General features: G+C 62.2%; 18 protein-coding genes and 1 riboswitch. Of the genes, 4 read left to right on the top strand and 14 right to left on the bottom strand.

The window, feature by feature from the left end:
- Positions 1-102 precede the first annotated feature (102 nt).
- The gene (locus tag HPY64_13700; GenBank protein ID NPV68189.1) at positions 103-927 is read right to left on the bottom strand and encodes a heme ABC transporter ATP-binding protein; all 825 of its coding nucleotides are present in this window, start codon (positions 925-927) and stop codon (positions 103-105) included.
- 109 nt (positions 928-1,036) lie between these two features.
- Positions 1,037-1,171, bottom strand: a riboswitch (cobalamin riboswitch).
- 104 nt (positions 1,172-1,275) lie between these two features.
- Here HPY64_13700 and HPY64_13695 point away from each other — a divergent pair.
- Both HPY64_13695 and HPY64_13690 read left to right on the top strand, forming a co-directional pair.
- Entirely contained in the window at positions 1,276-2,439 is a 1,164-nt protein-coding gene (locus HPY64_13695; protein NPV68188.1) for a serine/threonine protein kinase, read from the top strand.
- 213 nt (positions 2,440-2,652) lie between these two features.
- The gene (locus tag HPY64_13690; GenBank protein NPV68187.1) at positions 2,653-4,584 is read left to right on the top strand and encodes an ATP-dependent metallopeptidase FtsH/Yme1/Tma family protein; all 1,932 of its coding nucleotides are present in this window, start codon (positions 2,653-2,655) and stop codon (positions 4,582-4,584) included.
- A 151-nt stretch (positions 4,585-4,735) separates the two neighbouring features.
- Here HPY64_13690 and HPY64_13685 read toward each other — a convergent pair whose 3' ends face one another.
- From HPY64_13685 to HPY64_13660, 6 genes are all read right to left on the bottom strand, one after another.
- Positions 4,736-7,921 (bottom strand): isoleucine--tRNA ligase, encoded by a 3,186-nt coding sequence (locus HPY64_13685; GenBank protein ID NPV68186.1) that lies wholly within the window; start codon positions 7,919-7,921, stop codon positions 4,736-4,738.
- Between the two features lie 290 nt (positions 7,922-8,211).
- Positions 8,212-9,054: a tetratricopeptide repeat protein gene (locus tag HPY64_13680; protein NPV68185.1), complete on the bottom strand. Its 843-nt coding sequence runs from the start codon at positions 9,052-9,054 to the stop codon at positions 8,212-8,214.
- A complete protein-coding gene (locus HPY64_13675) occupies positions 9,035-9,913 on the bottom strand; it encodes a hypothetical protein (GenBank protein ID NPV68184.1) in 879 nt (292 codons plus the stop codon). Before HPY64_13675 ends, HPY64_13680 begins: the two co-directional genes overlap by 20 nt.
- The gene (locus HPY64_13670) at positions 9,913-10,938 is read right to left on the bottom strand and encodes a tetratricopeptide repeat protein (protein ID NPV68183.1); all 1,026 of its coding nucleotides are present in this window, start codon (positions 10,936-10,938) and stop codon (positions 9,913-9,915) included. Before HPY64_13670 ends, HPY64_13675 begins: the two co-directional genes overlap by 1 nt.
- Positions 10,935-11,609, bottom strand: coding sequence for a hypothetical protein (locus HPY64_13665; protein ID NPV68182.1), 675 nt, complete (start codon positions 11,607-11,609; stop codon positions 10,935-10,937). Before HPY64_13665 ends, HPY64_13670 begins: the two co-directional genes overlap by 4 nt.
- A gap of 22 nt (positions 11,610-11,631) precedes the next feature.
- The gene (locus HPY64_13660; GenBank protein ID NPV68181.1) at positions 11,632-12,354 is read right to left on the bottom strand and encodes an alanyl-tRNA editing protein; all 723 of its coding nucleotides are present in this window, start codon (positions 12,352-12,354) and stop codon (positions 11,632-11,634) included.
- Between the two features lie 268 nt (positions 12,355-12,622).
- On the opposite strand from HPY64_13660, the gene HPY64_13655 reads away from it, so the two are divergent.
- The gene (locus HPY64_13655) at positions 12,623-13,105 is read left to right on the top strand and encodes a transcriptional repressor (GenBank protein ID NPV68180.1); all 483 of its coding nucleotides are present in this window, start codon (positions 12,623-12,625) and stop codon (positions 13,103-13,105) included.
- A 47-nt stretch (positions 13,106-13,152) separates the two neighbouring features.
- Entirely contained in the window at positions 13,153-14,280 is a 1,128-nt protein-coding gene (locus HPY64_13650) for a DMT family transporter (GenBank protein NPV68179.1), read from the top strand.
- 14 nt (positions 14,281-14,294) lie between these two features.
- Here HPY64_13650 and HPY64_13645 read toward each other — a convergent pair whose 3' ends face one another.
- From HPY64_13645 to HPY64_13615, 7 genes are all read right to left on the bottom strand, one after another.
- Positions 14,295-16,748, bottom strand: coding sequence for a hypothetical protein (locus HPY64_13645; GenBank protein NPV68178.1), 2,454 nt, complete (start codon positions 16,746-16,748; stop codon positions 14,295-14,297).
- A 3-nt stretch (positions 16,749-16,751) separates the two neighbouring features.
- A complete protein-coding gene (locus HPY64_13640; GenBank protein NPV68177.1) occupies positions 16,752-17,399 on the bottom strand; it encodes a hypothetical protein in 648 nt (215 codons plus the stop codon).
- Positions 17,400-17,426: 27 nt separating this feature from the next.
- On the bottom strand, positions 17,427-18,284 hold the full coding sequence (locus HPY64_13635; protein NPV68176.1) for a hypothetical protein: 858 nt from the start codon (positions 18,282-18,284) through the stop codon (positions 17,427-17,429).
- 242 nt (positions 18,285-18,526) lie between these two features.
- Positions 18,527-19,525: a M20/M25/M40 family metallo-hydrolase gene (locus HPY64_13630; protein NPV68175.1), complete on the bottom strand. Its 999-nt coding sequence runs from the start codon at positions 19,523-19,525 to the stop codon at positions 18,527-18,529.
- 8 nt (positions 19,526-19,533) lie between these two features.
- Complete coding sequence (locus HPY64_13625) at positions 19,534-20,592, bottom strand: M42 family metallopeptidase (GenBank protein ID NPV68174.1); 1,059 nt, start codon at positions 20,590-20,592, stop codon at positions 19,534-19,536.
- Positions 20,589-21,692, bottom strand: coding sequence for a M42 family metallopeptidase (locus HPY64_13620; protein ID NPV68173.1), 1,104 nt, complete (start codon positions 21,690-21,692; stop codon positions 20,589-20,591). Before HPY64_13620 ends, HPY64_13625 begins: the two co-directional genes overlap by 4 nt.
- Positions 21,693-21,784: 92 nt before the next feature.
- Complete coding sequence (locus HPY64_13615; GenBank protein ID NPV68172.1) at positions 21,785-22,330, bottom strand: hypothetical protein; 546 nt, start codon at positions 22,328-22,330, stop codon at positions 21,785-21,787.
- Positions 22,331-22,563 lie beyond the last annotated feature (233 nt).

The following is a 22,563-nucleotide window of genomic DNA, read 5'->3' as shown; positions in this document are numbered from 1 at the left end:
GCAAAAAACCTAGTGGATTATACCACGCTGCACGCAAAATACTGCCGCTCGATTGTGGCAATTTGCTCAAATCTGGAAGACAAAGATCAGATGATCGCCCGCTCAGGAAGCCGGCCGCAGTGGATACAACCGGAGATACCCCGTCGTTGGCTCCCGTTCCACGCTCACCTCAACACCAAAGACCTGGGCCAGCCGCGCCGGTGTAAACACCTGATCCGGCCGCCCTGCTGCCACAACACGCCCCTGGGTGAGCAACACGATCCGGTCGCAAAAACGCGCCGCCAGCGGCAGATCGTGAATCGCAGCCACTACACCCAGGCCATCACGATGAGCCAGGGAGCGCACCATCTCCAGCAGGGCCAGCTGGTGTTTGATGTCCAGGTTGCTGGTCGGCTCATCCAGCAACAGGATAGCCGGTTCCTGGGCCAGCGCCCGCGCAATCAGGACACGCTGGCGTTCGCCGCCGCTCAACGTGCTGACCAGCCGCCCACCGAACGGAAGCACATCGGCGGTGCGCATCGCCCACTCTGCGATCGTCCGGTCGCGCGGCCCTTCCAGCTGAAAACGTCCCAGGTAAGGGCTGCGTCCCATCAGCACGATATCCCGTACAGTGAACGGAAAGTCCAGGGCGGTGGCCTGTGGCACATGGGCGATCAGCCGGGCAACCTCGCGCGGGCTATAGGTACTCAGCGGACGGCCCAGCAATGCGATACGGCCCTGTACTCCTGTGGTCAGCAGACCACCCAGCACCCTGAGCAACGTCGATTTGCCAGCGCCGTTTGGCCCTACCAGCCCGACCAGTTCCCCCGCTGCCAGTTGAAAGGTCACCTGCCGCAGAATCTCAACATCTCCCAGCTGGCATGAGACCCCTTCTGCCTGGAGTAACCGATCCCCACCGGCGTGTTGTTGGCGTTGCGGTTTGTCCATAGCACCCTTCCGGCCTTCCGCCGGACAAAAAAACGGCTCGGCGGAGGGCCGATCCGTTCATGGTGGTCACCTGCTCAGCCTGTGCTGGCGCCTGTCTCCCCTCCGCGAAAGACAGGAACCCGGCCAGGGTGGTCGTCCGGACTGACGGGTGGACCCGATCACCGTTGCGGGGCAGCGCCGGATTCGCACCGGCTTCGCCGTACAGGCCTGCACTTCAGGCCTGCCCCTGACCAGAGCAGTTGTGACGGTATGCAGGAAGCGTAGCACAGGCCCCGGCCAAATGCAAGCATCTTGGCCCGTTTGCAGGTACAATCAGGATGCTAGTCAGGTGAATTGGATTACCGGATGATGAGCAACCAGGAAACGTTTCTCAACAATCGCTACCGCCTGATCGCCCAGCAGGGATCAGGCGGTATGGCGGTGATCTACAAAGCTTACGACCAGGAGCTTGGCCGCATGGTCGCCATCAAGATTCTGCGGCCCAGCCTCATCTCCGATCCTTCTTTTCTGGAGCGCTTCCGCAACGAGGCGCGCAGCGTCGCCCGTCTGAGCCACCCTAACATCGTCACCGTGCATGATGTCGGCCAGTCCGGCAAGACGCACTACATTGTCATGGAGTTCGTCGACGGGCAGGACTTGAAGAAGCTCATCCGCACTGAGGCGCCTTTCCGGGTGGAACGGGCGCTGGATATCGCCATCAAGATCTGTGCCGGCGTCGGCTATGCCCACCGTTCCGGCCTGGTGCATGCGGATGTTAAGCCGCAGAACGTGCTGGTCGCCGAGGGCGATATCGTCAAAGTCACCGATTTCGGCATCGCTCAGGCGCTCTCCGATGCCTCCATCGGGGAAAAGCAGCGTGTTGTATGGGGCAGCCCGCACTACTTCTCGCCGGAACAGGCTCAGGGGGAGCGCCCTACCCCCGCCTCCGATGTGTATTCGATCGGTGTTGTACTCTTTGAGATGTTGACCGGTCGCCTGCCCTTCATCGGTGCCGACCAGCAAGAACTGGCGCTGGCCCACATCCAGCAGGAGCCGCCGCATGTCAGCGACTTCAACCCAGCCATCCCCCCGGAACTGGATCAGATTGTCCAAAAGGTGATGTCCAAGGAGCCGGCGTCCCGCTACCGCACCGCTGACCAGCTTGGCCGGATTCTGATCACCTACCTCCGGCAGGGCCACCAGGCCACCAACCAGTTCGTTGCACCGCTCACTGTCCGCCCTGCTGCGCCTACTGTCGCCGCCACACCGGTGAGTGGTAGCCTGCCCACTCAGACAGCCCAGCCGCCCTACCAGCCGCAAACTTCACCGGCTGGCTCCTGGACGCCACCTCCCTATACGCCCCCGGTGCAACCTCCGGTTCCCGCCAGAGGGCCGGCACGTCATACGCTCCGGGAAATCGAAACCACCGAACAGGTCAATAATGTGGTGACCGTCATCCTGATCCTGCTGGCGATGATGGCGGTCCTGGGCCTGATCCCGCTTGGCCTGACCATCCTGGCGGCGTATCGGTGATACGGCGCCCAGGGGCCAGAACGCCCGGACAATTTCCATATCTCGTTATAGGTGCATTAAGAATACAATGCCGATGTGGAGTTTTGCCCGGCCTAACGGTATAATTTTACATAGAGGGTCTACTAACCGGCGGCCTTCAGCGCCGATCGATTTTTCCGTCCCTGCCGCTGGAAATGTCAGTTACCCGCTGGCTTAAGGTGGAGGAACCTGGTAGTGAACAATTCTCGGTATCGTAACTTTCTGGTGTACGTCCTGGTAGGTATTGCCATTCTGGTCATCACCATGAGCTTCTGGGGCAATAACACCAGCGTCCCTGAAATCTCCCTGAGCGAGCTTGCCCAGGATATCAACGCCGGGCGCATTCAGCGTCTTGTCGTCGCTGACAACGAGATCACGGCGCGTTACCTGGACGGCAGCACGGCGGTCAGCCGCAAGGACCCCAGCCTGCCCGCGCCGGAGCAACTGCTTGCGCTGGGGGTGGACCCCCAGAAGCTCCAGGCCATCGACCTACAGAACGCCGCACCCAGCAACATCGGCGCCTGGCTGGGCATCCTGAGCAGCATCCTGCCCCTGCTGTTGCTTGGTGGGTTCATCTACCTGATGCTTCGGCAGGCCCAGGGTTCCAATAATCAAGCCCTCTCCTTCGGCAAGAGCCGCGCCCGGATGTTCACCAGCGATCAACCGACGGTGACCTTTAACGATGTCGCCGGGGTTGACGAGGCCAAAGAGGAATTGCGCGAAGTCGTCGAATTCCTCAAAGAACCAGAGAAGTTCATCCAGCTGGGCGCACGCATCCCCAAAGGCGTGCTGCTGGTGGGCAGCCCCGGCACTGGCAAGACACTCCTGGCCAAAGCTGTCGCCGGGGAAGCCGGTGTGCCCTTCTTCAGCATCTCCGGTTCGGAGTTCGTCGAGATGTTCGTTGGCGTGGGCGCCAGCCGCGTGCGTGACCTGTTCGACCAGGCCAAACGCCACAGTCCATGCATCGTGTTCGTCGATGAGATCGACGCCGTCGGGCGGCATCGTGGCGCAGGGCTGGGTGGCAGCCATGATGAACGCGAGCAGACCCTGAACCAGATCTTGGTGGAAATGGATGGTTTCGACACCGATACCAACGTGATCGTCATCGCCGCCACCAACCGCCCGGATATCCTCGACCCGGCTCTGATGCGTCCGGGTCGCTTTGACCGCCGCGTCGTACTTGACCGGCCCGATCTGCGCGGGCGCGAGGAAATCCTTAAGGTGCACGTCAAGGGCAAGCCACTGGCCAGTGATGTCGACCTCCATGCCCTGGCCAAAGCGACACCGGGCTTTGTCGGCGCGGACATCGAGAATCTTGTTAACGAGGCAGCCATCGTCGCCGCCCGCAAGAACAAGAAGAGCATTTCCCAGCGCGATTTTGAAGAGGCAATCGAGCGCGTCCTGCTTGGCCCGGAGCGCAAGAGCCGGATCATTACCGAACGCGAGCGCCAGCTGGTGGCCTACCACGAAGCCGGGCATGCGGTGGCCTTCCACATGCTGCCCTACAGCGATCCCGTGCGCAAAGTCACCATTGTGCCGCGCGGCATGGCCGGCGGAGTCACCTGGAGTATGCCGGAAGAAGACATCAACTACGTCACCGCCAGCCGTCTACGCGCCCAGATCGCCGGTGCGTTGGGTGGCCGCGCCGCCGAGGAGATCGTCTTTGGTGAGGTGACCACCGGCGCGATGAGCGACCTGGATCAGGTCACCAAGATCGCCCGCTCGATGGTCAAGCGTTATGGCATGAGCGACAAGCTGGGGCCGATCATCTTCGGCCAGAAGGAAGAGCTGGTCTTCCTGGGCCGCGAGATCGGTGAGCAGCGGGACTATAGCGAGCATGTCGCCGAAGAAATCGATCACGAAGTCAGCAAAATCATCAGCGAGGAATACGAGCGCGTCAAGAAGCTGCTAATCGAAAACCGCGATAAGCTTGATCTGCTCGTCCAGCATCTGCTGGAAGTCGAAACCATCAACCAGGAAGAATTCCTGGCTCTGATGGGCGAGAAGGTCGTCCCGGAGGTTGACCCGCTGGCGGTGAAGGACGCCGCCCGGCGCAAAGCGGCCAGCGACGGCGACGAAAGCCCCTCCGCCCCCAAACTGGGGACGGCTCCCAGCCCGGCTCGTTAACCTCTCACATTATCACCGCTGAATCAGGGGCGTCACCCGCGCGGATGACGCCCCTGCTGTGAGTCTTACGACAGACTCCCGCCACAGCAGCAGCGGCCCCATCCAGGGACAGGGCCGCTGAACATCTCACGATTCGTTTGCAGCCAGCCGCCTAGCCGACCCGCCGTACGCTCAACACCAGATCTTCGTCATCGATCGTGAACGCCTGGCTGAACGCGCCTGCCGGAGGCTCGGCTGCCAGTACAGACTCGGCCAGCGTTTCGCCAGCCACGTAATCATGGTGCGCAGCCAGCGCCCTGGCGACCCGCTCCGAGCCGCTGAAGGTCACCGCGATACGATCGCTGATCTCAAAGTCGGCATCGCGGCGCATCATCTGCACCCGCCGCACGATCTCGCGGGCCAGCCCTTCCAGGATCAGGTCTTCCGTCAGCGCCGTGCGCAGGGCGGCCAGGTATCCGGCTTCCTCGGCAACAGCATATCCTTCAGCGGCACCTTGGCGCACCTCACATTCGTCCGGCGCAACTTCATACGTCTGGCCGTCTAGCGTCACCTGGATCGCCTGACCGCTCAGCAGCGCCCTGGCCCAGGCCGCCACCTCAGCCGGATCGCCTTCGCGCAGGGCCTTTTGCACCCTGGGGAAATCCTTGCCAAACTTACGACCGAGCTTGGCCGGCAACGGGTTAAGCGTATAGGTGACTACCTCATCGGCGCTGTCCAGCACATTCACCTGCTTGACGTTCAACTCGCTGGCGATCAGGTCGCTCAGCGTCTGAACGATCTCACGCTCCGCCGGGAAGCGCACCGCAAAGGCCGCTTCCTGCAGCGGCTGGCGCACGCGCAGGTTAGCGCTCTCGCGTGCAGCGCGCCCCAGGCTGACCAATCGCTGCGCCAGCGCCATCGCCCCCATCAGATCGCGGTCGATCAGTTGCTCGTTGGCGACCGGCCAGCGGGCCAGATGCACGCTTTCCGGCGCATCCGGCTGCACCGAGGCCACCAAGTTACGGTAGATAGTCTCCGCCATGAACGGCATGGCCGGAGCAAGCAGGTAAGCCAGGGTCGTCAGACACTCATACAGTGTGGCGTAGGCACTGAGCTTATCAGTGTCGTCTTCACTCTTCCAGAAGCGCCGGCGCGATAGGCGCACATACCAGTTGCTCAGTTCCTCCACAAATGTCTGGATCGGCCTGGTAGCGCCCGGCACGTCATAGTTCTCGTACGCTTCGGTCACCCGCTGCACCAGCGCGTGCAACTCCGCCAGTACCCAGCGATCCAGCGGATCGCGTTCGGCTACCGGCGGCGCAGCCTGATCCGGCGACCAGCCATCCAGGTTCGCGTAGGTGACAAAGAAGCTGTAGGTGTTCCACAGCGTCAGCAGGAACTTGGTCACCACTTCGCCGACCAGGTCCATGCTGAAGCGGCGCGGTTCGCCGGGCGGGCTGGATGTGTACATGTACCAGCGAAAGGCGTCCGCCCCATATTTGTCAAAGACCTGCCACGGCTCGACAAACGTCTCCGGGCGGCTCTTGGACATCTTTTGGCCGGTCGCATCCAGGATATGCCCCAGGCAGATCACATTCTTGAAGGCCACCTGCTCAAAGAGCATGCTGGCAATCGCATGGAGGCTGTAGAACCAGCCCCGCGTCTGATCAACCGCCTCGCAGATGTAGTCCGCCGGGTACTGCTCGCGGAACATCTCCTGGTTGTAGTAGGGATATCCCCACTGCGCCACGGGCATCGAACCAGAATCAAACCACACGTCGATCAGTTCCGGCACGCGGTACATGGTGCCCCGTCCATTGCACTGGCGGCAGGCCCAGTGGACTTCGTCAACGTACGGGCGATGCAGGTCCAGATTACTCTGATCCACCCCGCTGAGTTTGCTCAGTTCATCCACCCCACCGACGCAGACCATGTGTCCGCAATCAGGGTTGTCGCACTGCCAGACAGGCAGCGGCGTGCCCCAGTAGCGCTCACGACCCAGCGCCCAGTCCTTGAGGTCTTCCAGCCAGTTGCCAAAGCGCCCGCTCTTGATGTGATCCGGCACCCAGTTGATCGTGTTGTTGAGCGCGATCATCTTGTCCCGGTAGGCGGTCGTCTTGATGAACCAGGTATCACGGGCGTAGTAAAGCAGCGGTGACTTGCAGCGCCAGCAGAACGGGTAGCTGTGCAGGTACTTCTGAACGCGGTACATCAAGCCGCGGCTCTTCAGTTCCCGGATGATGTGCTCATCAGCGTCTTTGACCCACATCCCGCGCCAGGGCGTTACCGCGTCGATGAACGTGCCGTCGGGTCGTACCGTCACCAGCACCGGCAGGCCATACGCCTGGCCGGCTTCCATGTCATCCTGGCCGAACGCCGGGGCAATGTGGACAATCCCGGTGCCCTCTTCCGTGCTGACAAAATCGCCGGTCACGACGTAGGCATAATCCTGCTCCACCGGCAGGAAGGTATACAGTGGTTGATAATGCTTCCCGGCCAGATCGCGCCCTTTGAACCGATCAAGAACACGGTAAGCGCCCGGCTCTTTGAGCGCGGCGTTCAGCAGCGATTCTGCCAGGATCAGGCGCTCTGTTCCGCCATCATCCGCCGGGCCTTCCACCCGCACATAATCGACATCTGCGCCAACGGCCAGCGCCACGTTGCCGGGCAGCGTCCAGGGCGTTGTCGTCCAGACCAGAAAGTACGTCCCCGGCTCATCACGCAGTGGGAAACGCACGAAGATGCTGGGGTCAGACACATCCTCGTAGCCCTGAGCCACCTCATGGCTGCTCAGCGGCGTGCCACAACGCGCGCAATAGGGGACAACTTTCTTGCCCCGGTAGAGCAGGCCTTTGTCCCAGAGCTGGCGCAGAATCCACCAGACCGACTGGATGTAGTCGTTGGTGAAGGTGACATAGGCATCATCCAGGCTGACCCAGAAGGCCATCCGTTCTGTGAGCTTCTCCCATTCGTTGATGTAACGGAAGACGCTCTGACGGCACTTTTCGTTGAAAGCGGCCACGCCATAGGCCTCGATCTCGCGTTTGTCGTGAAGGCCAAGCTCTTTTTCGACTTCGATCTCAACCGGCAGGCCATGCGTATCCCAGCCGCCTTTGCGCAGAACGTAGTAGCCGTTCATGGTTTTGTAGCGGGGGAACATATCCTTATAGGCGCGGGCCAGCACATGATGTGTCCCCGGCTTGCCGTTAGCGGTAGGCGGGCCTTCGTAAAAGACAAAGCGTGGCCCACCCTTGCGCTCGATCTGAGTGCGCTCAAAGATGCGCCGCTTGCGCCAGAATTCGAGCTGCTCGTTCTCTACCGCTGGGATATTGACTTTTGCTGATACAGGCTTGAACATGCTCGTTACTCCGTTGGTGTTTCCCGGACAGGGTGAAGCAGCAAGGAACGACTCAGGCGTCTGCCGGTTCACCAATCGGACCCTGCGCGGGCAGGTGCCACGTCGCCATGGGGAAGCACCTCCTTATAATGAAGACTACGGACCGCCGCAATAGCAGATGACTCATACCATCCTACCACAATGACGAACCGCTGTGCAGAGGATGCCAGCGGTTACATGCCCTATTATATCGGGGAAAAGGGCGCAATTTCCACTGTATCGTCAGCTTGAACCCGCCGGTAAGCCCTCCTCTACGACTCCACAGCCAGCAGGCGCTCCATCTGCTCTACATCCTCCGCCAGGGCAGCCCCATACGGCGTCATCGCACAGCGGGAGGCTTCTGCCCGCCACAGCGCTAACCCTTCCACCAGTGGAGCTAGCTCTGCCCGCAATGCGTCTTCCCCCGCGCCACGGATTCGCCATAGCAGATAGCGGGTCATCAGGGCGCGGTGCGGCTCCAGCGCCAGTTTGCCCGCATGTATCAGTAACCTGGCCGCGGCCTCCAGCTGTCCGGCGCGATACAGGGCATGTCCCAGATCGGCCTCAATGACTGGCTGACCGCCATGTTCCAGCGCCAGAGCGATCAGATCCGCCGCTTCGTCATAGTGGCCAAGGGCCAACAACGTGCGTCCCAGGCCATAGGCGACATGCGGCGCCTCTGGCTCGGTGGTATATGCTTCGCGCAATACCGCCTCGCTGCGCTCAAGCTGACCTAGCTGGCGATAGGCATTGCCAAGCAGCGCAAAGCCTGCCGCATCCCCCTGCCCGGCGGCGCGCTCCGCCTCCAGCAGGGTCACAACTTCCTCGAACTGGCCGTCCATGAACAGCCGCCGTGCCCGGCGTAGCGTCGGACGCAAGCGCCAGAAATGCCAGAGCACCGCCGCCTGGACAAGGACGAACATCCCAACGAGCGCCAGCACTGCCCAGACCTGTTGCCCCGGCGGCAGCACAAACGCCAGAACAGTCAACACCACGCCCACAACGCCGGCGACCAGGATCACCCGCCGCAGATCGCCGGGCAACCGCCGCCATCCCTCAACCAGGTAAGTCCGCCAGGTCATCGTTCCGCTGGCCTTAATCCAGATGGGAAGCATCAGCGTCGCCCAGGGCCTGCTCGATCGCCTCGATCTCGCGGGCCAGTCGCTGGCCATATGACGTGCCCCGCAGCGCCTCCAGACCGGATTTCCAGCTGGCCAGGCCGTCGCGCGAACTGACCATTTTGGCCGCGGCAGCCGCCGCCCGCCGGGCGTCGCCGCTGCGGGTATAGGCTTCGGCCAGGTGGTAGTACACGCGGACGGCATACATCGCCGGCATCCGCTGCTGGGCAGCCCGCTCGAAGGCCGCCAGAGACGCTGACTCCTTCCCGGCATACAGCTCCATAAAGCCCAGCTCAGCCCAGTTACTGGCTGATTCTGGCTCCAGCAGGGTAGCGTGGCGCAGCACCTCTGCCGCCGCGTCATACATGGCCTGCATCCGGTAGACGTTGCTGAGCGTGACATAAGCCGCCGAAGTCTCCGGGTAAAGCGCCACCGCCCGGTCGGCGACCTTCTGGGCTTCAGCCAGCCGTCCGGCATAGGCATAGGCGCTGGCCAGCAACATCAGCACATCAACGGTCTCCTTGCCCTCCTCAATCGACTGCTCCAGCAGTGGGATGGCGTCTTCGAACTTGAAGGCTTCGATCAGGCGGTAGGCTTCGCCATAGCCCGGCCCCTGCCGCCGCGCCTGCACGCCCAGCAACAGCGCCACGCTGACAAACCAGACAAGGAACATGGCGGTCGCCACCGCCAGCCCGATCAGCGCCAGCCAGGTTAGATTGGAAGGCACGCTTTCCCCAAAGGGGTCCTGCCGGTTGACAACATACTCGCCCACAATCCCGCCGATGAACGTCAACAGGCCCAGAATGGCCAGCACCAGCGGGATTTGCGCCAGGGCAATGATCAAACGGCGTCTCATTACGCCTCCTTGGCCGCCGCAGAAGCAGCCAGTCCCGCCGCTCCGGCAGCGAACACTTCCCCACCAGCCCCATTAAATATGGCCTGTGCCAGGGCAAGATCGCCCGCCAGCACGTCCTGCAGGGCGCGGGATTGCTCACTGGCGAAAATAACCCGCCATTCGTCCAGACCACGTTTTTCCCGGCGTATGGCCTTCAGTTCAGTTGCAGTCTCCGCCATACGACCCAGACGCGCATAGGCCCGGCCCAGCCACAGATGCGCCAGCAGGCGGTGCCGGCTATCCGGCATACCACAGCTCAGCGCCTCCTGGAGATGCGTGATTGTCTCTGCGGCCATACCCAGTCGATCCTCGATCATGCCCAGGTTGTAGGGCATCGCCCACTGGCGCGGATCGCGCTCATACGCCTCGCGGGCGTGGCGCAATGCCTCTTCATATTGCCCCTGTTGCAGGCAGATTTCAGCGAGACCGTTATAACCCACACTGGACTGGGGTTCCAGTTCAACGATGCGGCGGTAATCCTTCAGGGCGCGCCGGGGATCGCCCTTCAGGCGGTACAGATCGGCCCGAAAACGAAAATGACGGGTATCCTGTGGTTCCGCCTTAATCAGACGGTCGATGATCTGGATGGCTGCATCATACTCACCATTGCGCAGGTAGCGGATGGCCTGCTGATATTCCCGGCGCACGTTGCGCCGCAAGATGATCAGAGAGACGATCAGCCAGCCGATCCCCGCCCCCAGAAACCAGAGTGAGAACGCCGGCAGGAATAGCCCCAGCCCCACCGCCAGTATCAATGGCAGGAGCGCCACGATCATCGGACGGCGATCCAGCGGATCCAGACGGCTGAGCATGACGATCACAGTACCGATGAGCGCGATCAGCAACAGCGCATTCTGGGCCGGGATAACCCAGGACACATCCGTCCCAACCGCCTGCAGCATCAGGCTCAACGTGCCCGTCCCGCCAATGATCACCAGCAGGGCAAAGGCCCGTTCCCGTCCCAGCCAGTCAATAAATCGTTTCATGCCCGCGACCCGATGCGCTCATACTCTGTCAGTTCGAAGGTCAACTGCACCGCCGGCAACACCCAGCGTAATGGCACGCCGAAGGAATCCAGCACCAGCGTCTGCGGCCCAAGCTCCACCATCCGAAGGGTAAACGCGCTTCCCTTGTGCGGCCCTGCCGGGCCAGGGATGATCTCGCGCCGATCAAGGACCGCTTCCATCTCCAGCAAGGCGGGCCACAATGTACCGCCAGTCAGGCCCGGCCCGACCAGCGTCAGCGCTTGGCGGCCCTGTTTGCGGTAGTCGTAGCGTCGCCACAGCAGATGACTCATGATCGTATGCCAGCCAAAAACGTCGCAATCGGCGGGTAAGATCATATCCTGCGCCTGATCGTGGTACAAGATGGTCGCGTACCCCGGCATAAAGCGATACTCGATCAGGTCCTCGCGCCCATCCTGCCAGCGCCAGTAGAATACCATCTGTACCGGCCGAAAGTCCGGGTCCCGCAGCAGGTAACAGGCCGACATGGGAATCGCCTGGTCATAGAGCAGCTGGGTGCGCCAGATCGTGGCTTCATCCGGCAGCCGATGTATGCTCCACACTTCTTGCAACCTAGTCGGCTCTCCCCGCCGGATTTGCTGGTAAAGACCCCGCGCGGCCAGACGTTCGTCCGACTCCACAGGCGGCAACATAGCGGCCCTCCAGTGCAGCGGCTCAGCCCTCCGGCTCCAAGGCCACGTACAGTCGCTTGTTGATCCCGCCCTTACTGGTGTAATCGGTGATCCGGATCGGGCCGACTTCGGCGGTCGAGGCGACGTGCGTACCGCCATCCGCCTGCAAATCGAGGCCTACAATCTCCACCACCCGCACCCGCGTGATCCCTTCCGGGAGCAGATTGATCCGGGTGCGAATCAGATCGGGAATCTGAAAGGCTTCCTCACGCGGCAAAATAGCCGTCCTGACCGGTCGGGCAGCCGCCACCTCAGCGTTGATCTTCCGTTCGATCTCCTGCACCAGTTCCTTCTGCAGGCGCTCAAACTCAAAGTCCATCCGCCCCTTGAGCGGCTCCATGTTGCCGCCGGTGACGCTCGCCCCGTAATCCCGCCACACCACCCCGCACAGAATGTGCATAGCTGTATGGGTACGCATCAACTGGTAACGACGTTCCCAGTCCAGCTGGCCGGTGACCGTGGTCCCGATCGGCGGCAGCGGCCCTTCCACAACATGAACTACATCGTCCCCAGCTTTTCTGACCCGGACAACCGGATAGCCCACGCCAGCAACGATCAGCGTCCCCACGTCAGCGGGCTGCCCCCCGCCACCCGGATAGAAAGCGGTGCGGTTGAGCACTACCCCATTTTCCTGGCTGTCAACAGCCGTGACCACCGCTTCGAATGTCTTCAGGTAGCTATCAGTCTGATACAGCAGTTCCGTCATAGCGATTCGCTCTCCAGCCAGCGCCGCAAGCTGCCAGCAAGCATACCACACCTGACACCGCTTGCTCAGGGGGATGGCCGCAGCGGCGTGGCATTTGCGGAGTTGCCCGGTACACTATGCTCCATCAGAACCATTGCTGCCCGGCCAGGCCCGGTCAATAATTCAGGCAGGAGCAGAGTGAATGGCCAGGCAAATCCGGAGCAACAGCCGGAAAAGCGGATACCGATTTCTGTTTCCAGAAGCCCCACAAGCATGCTGCGAGGTAACCATGAGCGATCGTATCCCCAGAGTTCCTACGCCTGAAGAGGCGGAAGCGTTGCTGCGCAATGCCGGCCATCGCCTGACTCCTCAGCGACTGCTGTTGCTCGATCTGCTGCGCACGCACAAAACCTTCCTGGACGCCGAACAGATTTATGAACTGGCCCTCAAACACGAAGGCGACACCAGCCTGGCTACGGTGTACCGCAGCCTGCAACTATTTGTGGAACTGGGGCTGGTCGAGGCGCGCTACCTGGACCCTGAGCACAAACGGGAGTATTACCGCATCACCGGCGGCCTCGAGTACCATTACCTCACCTGCCGTGGCTGTGGCAAAATGGTGCCGGTCGATCCGGAAATCATTCAGGAAGTGGCTTTGAGTTGGGCCAGGGAACACGGGATCACCCTGCTAACGGCCCATGCCTGCTACACCGGCTACTGCCCGGCGTGCACCCGGCAGCGCGAGAAGAACCGTTCCAACCGCTCGGCCTGAGCTTGCAGAGATCGGACCAGCAACAAGACGCAGGGGGGATGGCCGGTATGAAACCGCCAAGAGCCACCGCGCTCCTCATCTCGATTTCGTCGCCTATCTTCCTGGGGATGGCGCCCCTGTTTGGCAAGCTGGCTTACCAGGCTGGCTCCGATCCGTTCACAGTTGCTGCCGTCCGTACGATCATCGCCGCGGCTATTCTATGGGCTGTCTACGCGGTTTTCTGGAGGCGTTATCTTTATATCTATCCAGCGGGCTTACTGGGTTGCGTGGTTGTCGGGACGGTCAACGGCATTGGTTCGCTGATGTTTTACACCGGCCTTGATCTGCTGGATGCCAGCCTGAGCCAGTTGCTGAACGGCATGTATATCGTCTTCGTGGTGCTGCTGGCCCGGCTGGGCGGCCAGCGGATCACTTACCGCACCGGCCTGCGTGTTGGCCTGGCTCTGATCGCCCTGTTGCTGCTCACCAGCCTTTCGGCCAGGGAGATCAACTGGTTGGGTATCGGCCTCATGCTGGGCAACGCGATCATGTTCGCCGGCACCATGCTGCTCAGCCAGCGCGTGCTTTACGAAATGCCCGCCCGGACAGTCACCCTGTACACACTGACGACCATGGCCGTGATCGTGACCATGGCTCGCCTGGCCTATGGCTTCTATGACACGCGCTGGTCCGTACCGCCGGAAGCTCTGGAGGCGATCGTTCTGCTGGGGCTGACCACCGCCCTGGGGCGTCTGACCATGTTCCATGGCGTCAAGACTCTCGGCAGTTTGCAGACGGCCATGCTGGCTATCATGGAAATTGGCGTAGCGCTCCTGCTGGCGTTTACCCTGCTGGGGGAACGTCTGACCGCCACCCAGTGGATCGGCGTAGCCTTCCTGGCTGGCAGTATCCTGCTGATGCGCCGCGAGGAAAACCCGCAGGGCGTGTCAGCGGGAGCGACACCGCTGCCCACCATGGCCGGCCTGACCCTGTTTCACCAGATGGCCTTTGACCAGGCCTTTGGCCCCAACCGTGTTGCCATCACCCCGGAAGAGCTGCAGGCCATCCGGGCAATGATGGGCCGCGCCGCTGATCAGCCGCCGCCTTCGGTGCCGGCCAGCCCTGATGAGTTGCCGACCGCCCCCCGTCAGGAAAGCCCGGAGCCACCCGCGAATCTGTCGCTGCGGGCAGAATAGCGCTCCCGCAATGCCTATCCCTCAACAACGATAGTAGTCAGGTACGCCGCCTGCCCGTCCTGAGTACTGTTGCTGCCTGTGACCGGCAGGGGTATGCCTGTTTGCCAGTCATAGACCTTGACCCAGATATCGTACTGTCCCGGCGGCAGGTCACCCGGCAATACGAGGCCGTGGTTATCCCGGATGTATTCACCAGGACGCCATGTCGTCATCGGGCGGAAGGTGCCCTGCGGTGTCCCGTGCTGTTCGACAACCGTTCCCGCCGGGCCAATGACAAACACGCCAATGTTGAAATCGCGCTCCGGCGTCTGCGCCGCCCGCCATAACAACGACAGCGGAATCACCTCACCGGGTCGGTAACCCATCTGCTCTGGATCGGGTCCGGCATACGGCCCGATGCGCTGGCGCGGGGCGGGCAGATCATAACCCACCAGCGCGATCACACCGCCAAAACGTGCTTCGACAGCGTGATCGGGCCAGCGCATGGCCTGGTCTGGCGGCGCATCGGCATTGACATCAAAGGCTACCAGCCGCGCCAGATCGGCGGTCTGTACCGTCTGCAGCGGGAAGTAGTGGCGGGTCATATACCATTCCACCGGCCGCACGGCAAAGGTGGTGAACGGCCCGTTGTTGGCCAGCAACCAGACACGCCCCGTGTATTCCGGCAACGTATCCAGGAAGATCGTATAGCGCGGCTCCAGTAACACATCCGGATTGTTGCTGGTGATTACGGGCGGCTGTTCAGGACTGGGGCGCTCGCCAGGAGCCATGGGCAGGGTGTAGACCAGTGCCCTGCCCCGGTAGTAGTTCATGATGTAATACTGGTATTCCGGGCTGGCCAGCACGAGGATGTCTTCCTCCCGGACGTAATCCGGCAGTTGCTCTGCCAGGTCATTGAGCGGCTGGAAATCGCCCATATAAGCCGGGTCGCGGTAGATGCTGCGCAGTCCCCCATATAGCGCGGCTGCCATCCCCAGCAGCAGAGCTACAACCGTAAGCCATCCGCCGCGGCGCGGTACTGCCTCCCGGCGCAGCCAGTACCGCAGGGCAGCGCCACTGCCGACGGCCAGCAATGTCGCCAGCGCCGCCAGAACATACCCCTCCGGCGCCACACGAAGCCAGGCAAAATCCAGCGGCTGCGTCCACAGCAGTCCCGGAATCACGCCCAGCGGCGTCAGCGCCAGTTGCCAGGTCCCTTCCCGCCAGGCGACTGCCCCGGCATATTGTTTCAGGGCCTCATAATAAGCCGCCTGGCTGATCAGCACGCCGTTAAGCTGCACCCAGACGCTGAGTAGCGCCAGGATAGCAACCACGATGCGGCCCAGCTGCGCTACCTTCGCCTTCTCCAGCGCCGGCAGGACCGCCAGCATCAGCAGCGGCGTCGCCGGTACCAGGTAGCGCGGCCCCCAGGCCAGCCCGCCGTACCAGTGTTCGTGGCGTAGCACGGCATAGCCCACCACAAACACCAGCAACGTTGTCAGAGGCACCAGCGCTTCCCGCCAGCGGCGTTCCCTGATCAGGATAACTATGCCAGGAATACCCAGTAGCAATACTGGCGAAAAAGTGAACAGCCCTCTACCAGGGCTAAACAGGTAACTCAGCAGGGCGTAAGCGATGAATTCTTCTTTGCCAGCGACTGCCTGCAGCCGGGCCAGAGGATCATAGCTGCGCGGCACCTCGATCACCCCCAGCACAGCGTTCAGGGCCGCCGCGACCACCAACACCAGGATGGCTGTCAGAGCCGCCAGCGCTGCCAGCCGTCCCCAGCCACGCCGCAGCGATACCCGCGGCAGAGCGATGACCAGATAGATCGGGACGCTCAACAGGGCAGCCTCTTTAGTCAGCAACGCCAGCAGGAAGAAGCACGCAAAACCGGCCAGCCACAGCCCGCCGCGCCGGGTGTGCCAGCAACTGCGCCACACCGTCAGGCACAGTGCCGCGCTGAGCAGGAGCAATAGCATCAGCGGCTCCCGGAAGAACACCTTGCTGTAGGGCCAGGCAACGGTGCCCAGTCCAAATAACAGCGCACCTGCCGCCGCTGTCCGCTCGCTGTACCCCAGCAGCCTGGCATAGAGGAACAACACCCCGCCAGCAGCCGCACAGACCAGGATATTGAGCAGCCAGACGGTATGCACCATCCCGATCCCCGGTAGCCGTTCCGCCAGGGCAAAGAGCGTCCCCGCCAGAATAAGCTGCAATGGCTCCGAATCAGCCAGCGGCGTGTTGGGTTGCTCCGCAATCGTGTAGTCGCGGATGACTCGCAGGTTGAACGTGTACGTCTGCCGGGTGTTCCCCCGCCGCGCCAGGCTCTCAGCGGCGTCAAACATCGCGGTCTCATCATTGCTCAGGAAGCGACCGCTATACGTAAACCAGTAGACGCCGGTCAGCAGAACCACCAAGCAAAGCGCCAGCAGAAGGTTCCGCCGGGTCAGAAAGGTTTCCGCCGGGGAAAGCTGCTCGCCAGCCACAGTTCACCTGCGCCGCCAGCGGAGGCGGGCTAACTGGAAGCCGGTCACCAGCAACAGACCGGTCATCGCGGCAAACGCCAGTTGAATACGCAGGCTCTCAGTATCCCGGATCGGCGCAGGGGGATGCAGAATCCGTTCTGTAACGCCCATCAGGAACACCAGCACGGCAACCACCATGACATTCACGGCGCTGGCAACCGGTAATCGATCGGTGAAGAAAGTCACAGCCTGAGCCAGCAGCATGATTGCAGCCGCCTGAAAGGCCATCTGAAAGCGCGGTTCCAGCAGAAAGGTCAGGTTCCAGGAATTGTTCGCCCAGGTAGCGTTGGCCGCCAGGATACTCACCGGGATGTACAGCGCCCACCACAACAGCGCTACCCTGCCCAGAGAGCGACTGACCCGGTGCAATGCGTCAAGGCGCAACACCAGCCCCAGCGCCCCAAAAGCAGCAGCCAGAAACCAGGTCAGAATCGAAGCCCACACCAGTGCACCATGAAAGTACACCAGGCGGGCATTGGAACCGCCAAGCGTCCGTTCAGCCGGCGCGGTCACGGCGATCACCGCCGTTAGCAACAGGAAGCCCGCTACGCTTGGCCCGATCCAGCGCGAATCGAGCAACAGGCGCAGCGGGGATGTACGAGCCGTTTGCACGAATGCAGACCTCCACCGGAACGCTGACTAACCGATCAGCAGGATGATCATCACGACCAGCGCCGCCACAATCCCCACGCCAGTCAGGGCCAGACCGGCCAGCAGAACTGGCGGATAAAGCGGCCCCTTTCCCGGCAAATGACTCGGCTTGATCTCCGGCGGCAAGAACTCAAGATGGCCCAGCAAGCGGTTGTTAGCCCTGAGGCTGGCAGCGTCCGCCGCCAGAGCCGCTCCATACTGCGCAGCATCTTCTTCGTAGAGGGGAAACTCAGCGTAGGCCTCATAGTCCCCGACTGGTTCTTCCTCCAGAGTCTCGTCAGTGACGCCGTCATCCAGGTCAAAGACATTGCTCTGCGGAATAGCATACGGATCAATCTGGGGAGGCCGTGGGCCAGTTTCGGTTTCCCCGTCATCCCAGGTCCCGAATGGCTCTTCGATCAGATCAACCTCAGTCGCCATGTCCGGCTCAAGAGCTGCGGTCTCGTCCAGTGCGGGGCCATAGCTCCCGGCGGAAGGCAGGTCGACCGGCTGGTTGATACCCGATTCAGTAGCGACCCCTGGAGCCAGATCAGCATCGGGTACCACAAAAGGATCATCGGCTGTCGGCAGTGGCGCAGCAGGGGGAACCGCCTTTTCCTTTCGGCGGCTATGGAGTATCCGCAGCCCTTCCTGTGCCCGCGCGTTGTTCGGGTTGATCACCAGCACATTCTCCAGGCAGATCTCCTGGTCTTCTTCTGAGTCCACCACCCCGCTGAGAAATAGCCAGGCTTGTTCGTTCATTTGGTCAAGCTCGGTGGCACGCGTCAGCAGCTCCCGCGCCTCAGCCCGGCGACCAGCCTTTAAAGCGGCTACCCCTTCCCGGATCAGATCGTTTACTTCCGCCATGACATCCCTCCCACCCTGGCCTCAGGCCTGCTTGCAGCGTTGGCCGCACTCCGCCATGAGCAGCGCCAGCCACTTCTAATGATACCACACCCCTGCCAGGCAGACGGCACTGTGGGATTTCCCGGCCGGGGGCAGACATAATGAGGGTCGAGCTGCGGAAAACGCAGGAACATGCCGCCCAGCCGGGCATGAAAACAGCCCTGGCCGGGTGCGCCAGGGCTGCTACAGGGATACCGCCGGGTTTACAGCTCAATCGGCTTCTGTAGAATCGTGGTCAGAAGCCCGACACAGGCTTCCACATCCTTCAGATCTACGGTCTCGCTCGTCGTATGCACGTAACGGCAGGGGATGCTGATGCAGCCGCTGGGCACGCCAGAACCTGACAGGCTGATCCCGGAAGCATCAGTCGACCCCAGGGCCAGCAGTTCAAGCTGGTAGGGAATACCCGCCGACTCTGCCGCCCGGATCATCATCTCCTTGACCGCTGGCGGCACAACCAGACCAAGATCATGCACCTTGATCGCTGCGCCCTTGCCCAGCCCGACCACCATCCGGTTCGGCGAACGGGGGGTGTCAGCGGTAGCCGTCACATCCAGCGCGATGCCCAGCGTAGGCTCCAGGCCGAAGGCCGCCGGACGCGCCCCGCGCACACCCACTTCTTCCTGCACGGTGAAAACGAAGTACACCTCGTTGGGGATGTCCCCGCCTGCCTTCAGGCGGCGCATCGCCTCAATGGCTACCGCGCAGCCAATGCGATCATCCATGCTCTTGGCCATGATCCGGCTGCCTCGTTCCTCGTAGGGGCGGAAGAGCGCCCCCGGATCGCCAACCTGCACCCCTGCTGAACCGCCGTTTCCATCGTCCAGATCGATGAAGAACTCATCCAGCGTGGGCGTCTCCGAACGGCGGAAAGCCCCTTCGCGGTGGATCACGCCAATTGCACCGTTCTCAAAGCGGACGCGGTGACCGGTCAGGCTATCCGGGATAAGGCCGCCCAGCGGGCTGAAGCGGAAAAAGCCTTTGTCATCGCGATAAGTCAGGATCAGCCCGATCTCATCCATATGAGCGGCCACCATCACCCGCGCCCCGCCGCTGCCCATCCGGCAGATCAGATTGCCCAGGGAATCGGTACGAATCTCATCAGCCAGATCAGCGACTTCCGCCTGAATCAGGGCGCGCACCTGATGCTCAAATCCGCTTGGCCCCCAGGCTTCGACCAGTTTCTTGATCGTCTCTTTCATCGCGTCCCTCACTCCATTTCACCCGCCCGCGCCAACACCGCAGGCGTGAACCGCGCCAGGGCAGCCCGCAGCAGGCGAGCCGCGTTTGCTACGTCGTCCAGGTTGCATATCGCCGCCGGGCTGTGAATGTAGCGGCAGGGAACGGAGATCACGGCGCTGGGCACCCCGGCATTAGCGACCATGATCGCGCCCGCATCCGTGCCGCCGATGGCGGCCTGCTTGTACTGATACGGGATGCCCTCTACTTCAGCGGTCTCCCGCAGGTGGTTAAGCAAACGACGATCCACGATGACCGAATTATCGGCCAGCGTCAGCGCTGGCCCTTTACCCAGTTCGGTGACCGGACTGGTGCGCGGCGCCTCCGGGTCCTCCTCCACTGGCGGCAGGTCATGCGCCGTCGTGCCTTCCAGAACAAAGGCGACATCCGGCTTGATGGCCTGCGCTGCTACCTGCGCCCCGCGCAGGCCGACTTCCTCCTGTACCGTAAACGCGACATGCACGTCAAACGGCAGCGGTTCCCCCTGGATCAATTCGATCAGCACAGCACAACCGACCCGGTCGTCAAACGCCTTGCCCACGGCGATCCGTCCGTGCTCGCGATAGGCGGTGACAAACGCTGCCCGGTCGCCGACATTGACCTTGCCGTTGGCCTGCTCCTTGGATGTCGCGCCGATGTCTAACCGCAGGTTATCCAGCGTCACCGTAGTGCGGTCATAGCCCATGTGGATCGGCTTCCAGTTGAACACGGCAGGCACCCTGTCCTGTCCAATCACCACCCGCAGGCCGGGCAGGATGCGTGGGTCAAAGCCGCCGACCGCCCCGACCCGGATGGCCCCGTTCGCGTCGATGCCCAGCACCATAAAGCCCACTTCATCCATATGCGCCGCTACCATCACGCGGGGGGCTTCTGGCCGGGTACCATCGCCCGGCTTGACCGCCAGGACATTACCCAGCGGATCGATGCGGATGTCCTTCACGTGATCCTTAATCGCTTTCAGGATCACTTCCCGCACCGCATCCTCCTGGCCCGACACACCGATCGCCTCGGAAAGCTCTTTGATCATCATGCCTGTGCATCCCCCTGCTGTTCCCGATCCTTCGCCAGGGGATCATCCCAGGCGATCGTGGTCAGAAAGTCTTCCTGCAAACCGGCGATGAATTCCGCCAGCAGACGCCCGGCGCGTCTGATGTCGTTCAGATCGACCATCTCGACCGGCGAGTGCATGTTGCGCAACGGCACGCTGATCAACGCTGTCGGGACGCCACTACGGGCCACCTGGATCGCCCAGGCATCGGTGCCGCTGCGGCCCGGAATTGCGTCCACATTGACCGTCATCTCCAGCCGCTTGGCCGCTTCCTGCAACCGGTCATAGAGCTTGGGATGGAAGTTCGGCCCTACACTGAGCACCGGCCCACCGCCCAGTTTGTACGGGCCATCGTTTTCGCTTACGCCGTGCTGCTGGGCAAAGGTCACATCGAGAGCGATGGCCACATCCGGATTCAGGTGATGGGCAGCTACTCTGGCCCCGCGCAGCCCGACCTCCTCCTGCACCGTGGCAACGGCATACACATCCCAGCTATGGGTGCGCTGCCGTAATTCATCCAGGCACACCGTCAACGCTGCCACACAGGCCCGATCATCCATCGCCTTCCCGGCCAGCCGCTCCGACATCAGTTCCACAACCGGCACATCCAGTGTGACCGGATCGCCAACGCGCACCAGTGCGGCCACTTCCTCCGCGCTGAGGCCCAGGTCGATGATCAGTTCGTCCATCGCCGGGTACTGACTGCGTTTATTGGGCGGCAACATATGCGGCGGCGCAGCAGCCACTACCCCCGGCAGTGGTTCCTTGCCATGCACCAGCACGGGCTGGGCCAGCATCACCCGGCTATCCATCCCGCCCACATCGTGCACACGTACAAAAGGCCCATCGATCTGCCGCACCAGCATCCCGATCTCGTCCATATGGGCGGCCAGCATGATTTTGCGGCGCGGCTCCATATGGGAGCGTCCCCACTTCGCCCCGATCAGGTTACCGAGCGCATCGATTGTCAGATCGTCCACCAGGCCGGCCCATTCCGACCTGACGATCTCGCGCACCGGCCCTTCATACCCTGAAGGGCCATGCGCCTGACACAAACGGGTAAGGTGTTGTTTCAGATCCAAATGCCCCCTCCTCATATGTAAACTACCGGTTGCAGGTAGACCAGACACTCCCTGCCGCCACGCTTGCCCACCCGAACCTGCCAGCTGGCAGGTCAGCCGGTGCTGTCCAGGACTTCCGGCGTGGGAGTAGGCGGCGGCGGTTCTGTATTCGTTGGTGGAAGAACCGGCGTCTCACTCGGCGGTACCACCACAGGGGTGTCGGTTGGTGAAGGCGGCGGCGTCCACGTGAAGGTGAAGGTCACCGTGGGCGCCGGTGTGCTTGTTGGAATGCTGATCGTCGCAGTCGGCGGCAGCGTCCAGGTCGGCCACGGCGTGGCCGTCGGCCATGGAGTGAAGGTTGGCCGGGGAGGTACATACTGGCCGGGCGTGGCCAGAGTTCCCCCAATCAGCGGCGTCGGGGTGGCCCAGATAGGCGGCAGCGGGGTGATCGTCGGGAAGAGGCTGGCGGTCGCTGTCGGCCCGATCACGGTCAGTACGGCGGGCGCAGTGGCCAGCGGTTGCGTTGGCGTCAGGCGCGTCCGGCTGCGATCAGGCGCTAGGCCAAGCAACATCGCTCCCGCGCAGTAACACGGGAGCGTAGCCAGAATTATCACAAGCAGGACCGTGTGCAGCAGACGCCGCTCACGCAGCAGGAACATGATTTCAACCGTCCCGGCGCAACATTCGGCCCAGGCTCAGGGCACACTTCATCGGGGCAAGCATAGCACGGCGATAGCTCCCCTGTCAATCAAAGCCGATTTGCGGTAGGGCAATCGCATGTGCTTCTCTAATCTGGGCATAGCACGCGGAATAGATAGTCATTGTCCCAGCCGGCCATCTTGCGTTTGGCCGCGATACCCACTTTGACGGATTTATCCTGTTTGAGCAGGTT

It is taken from the genome of Anaerolineae bacterium, assembly GCA_013178165.1.
Classification (GTDB): Bacteria; Chloroflexota; Anaerolineae; order Aggregatilineales; family Ch27; genus Ch27.
This window is presented reverse-complemented; position numbering and strand designations above follow the sequence as displayed.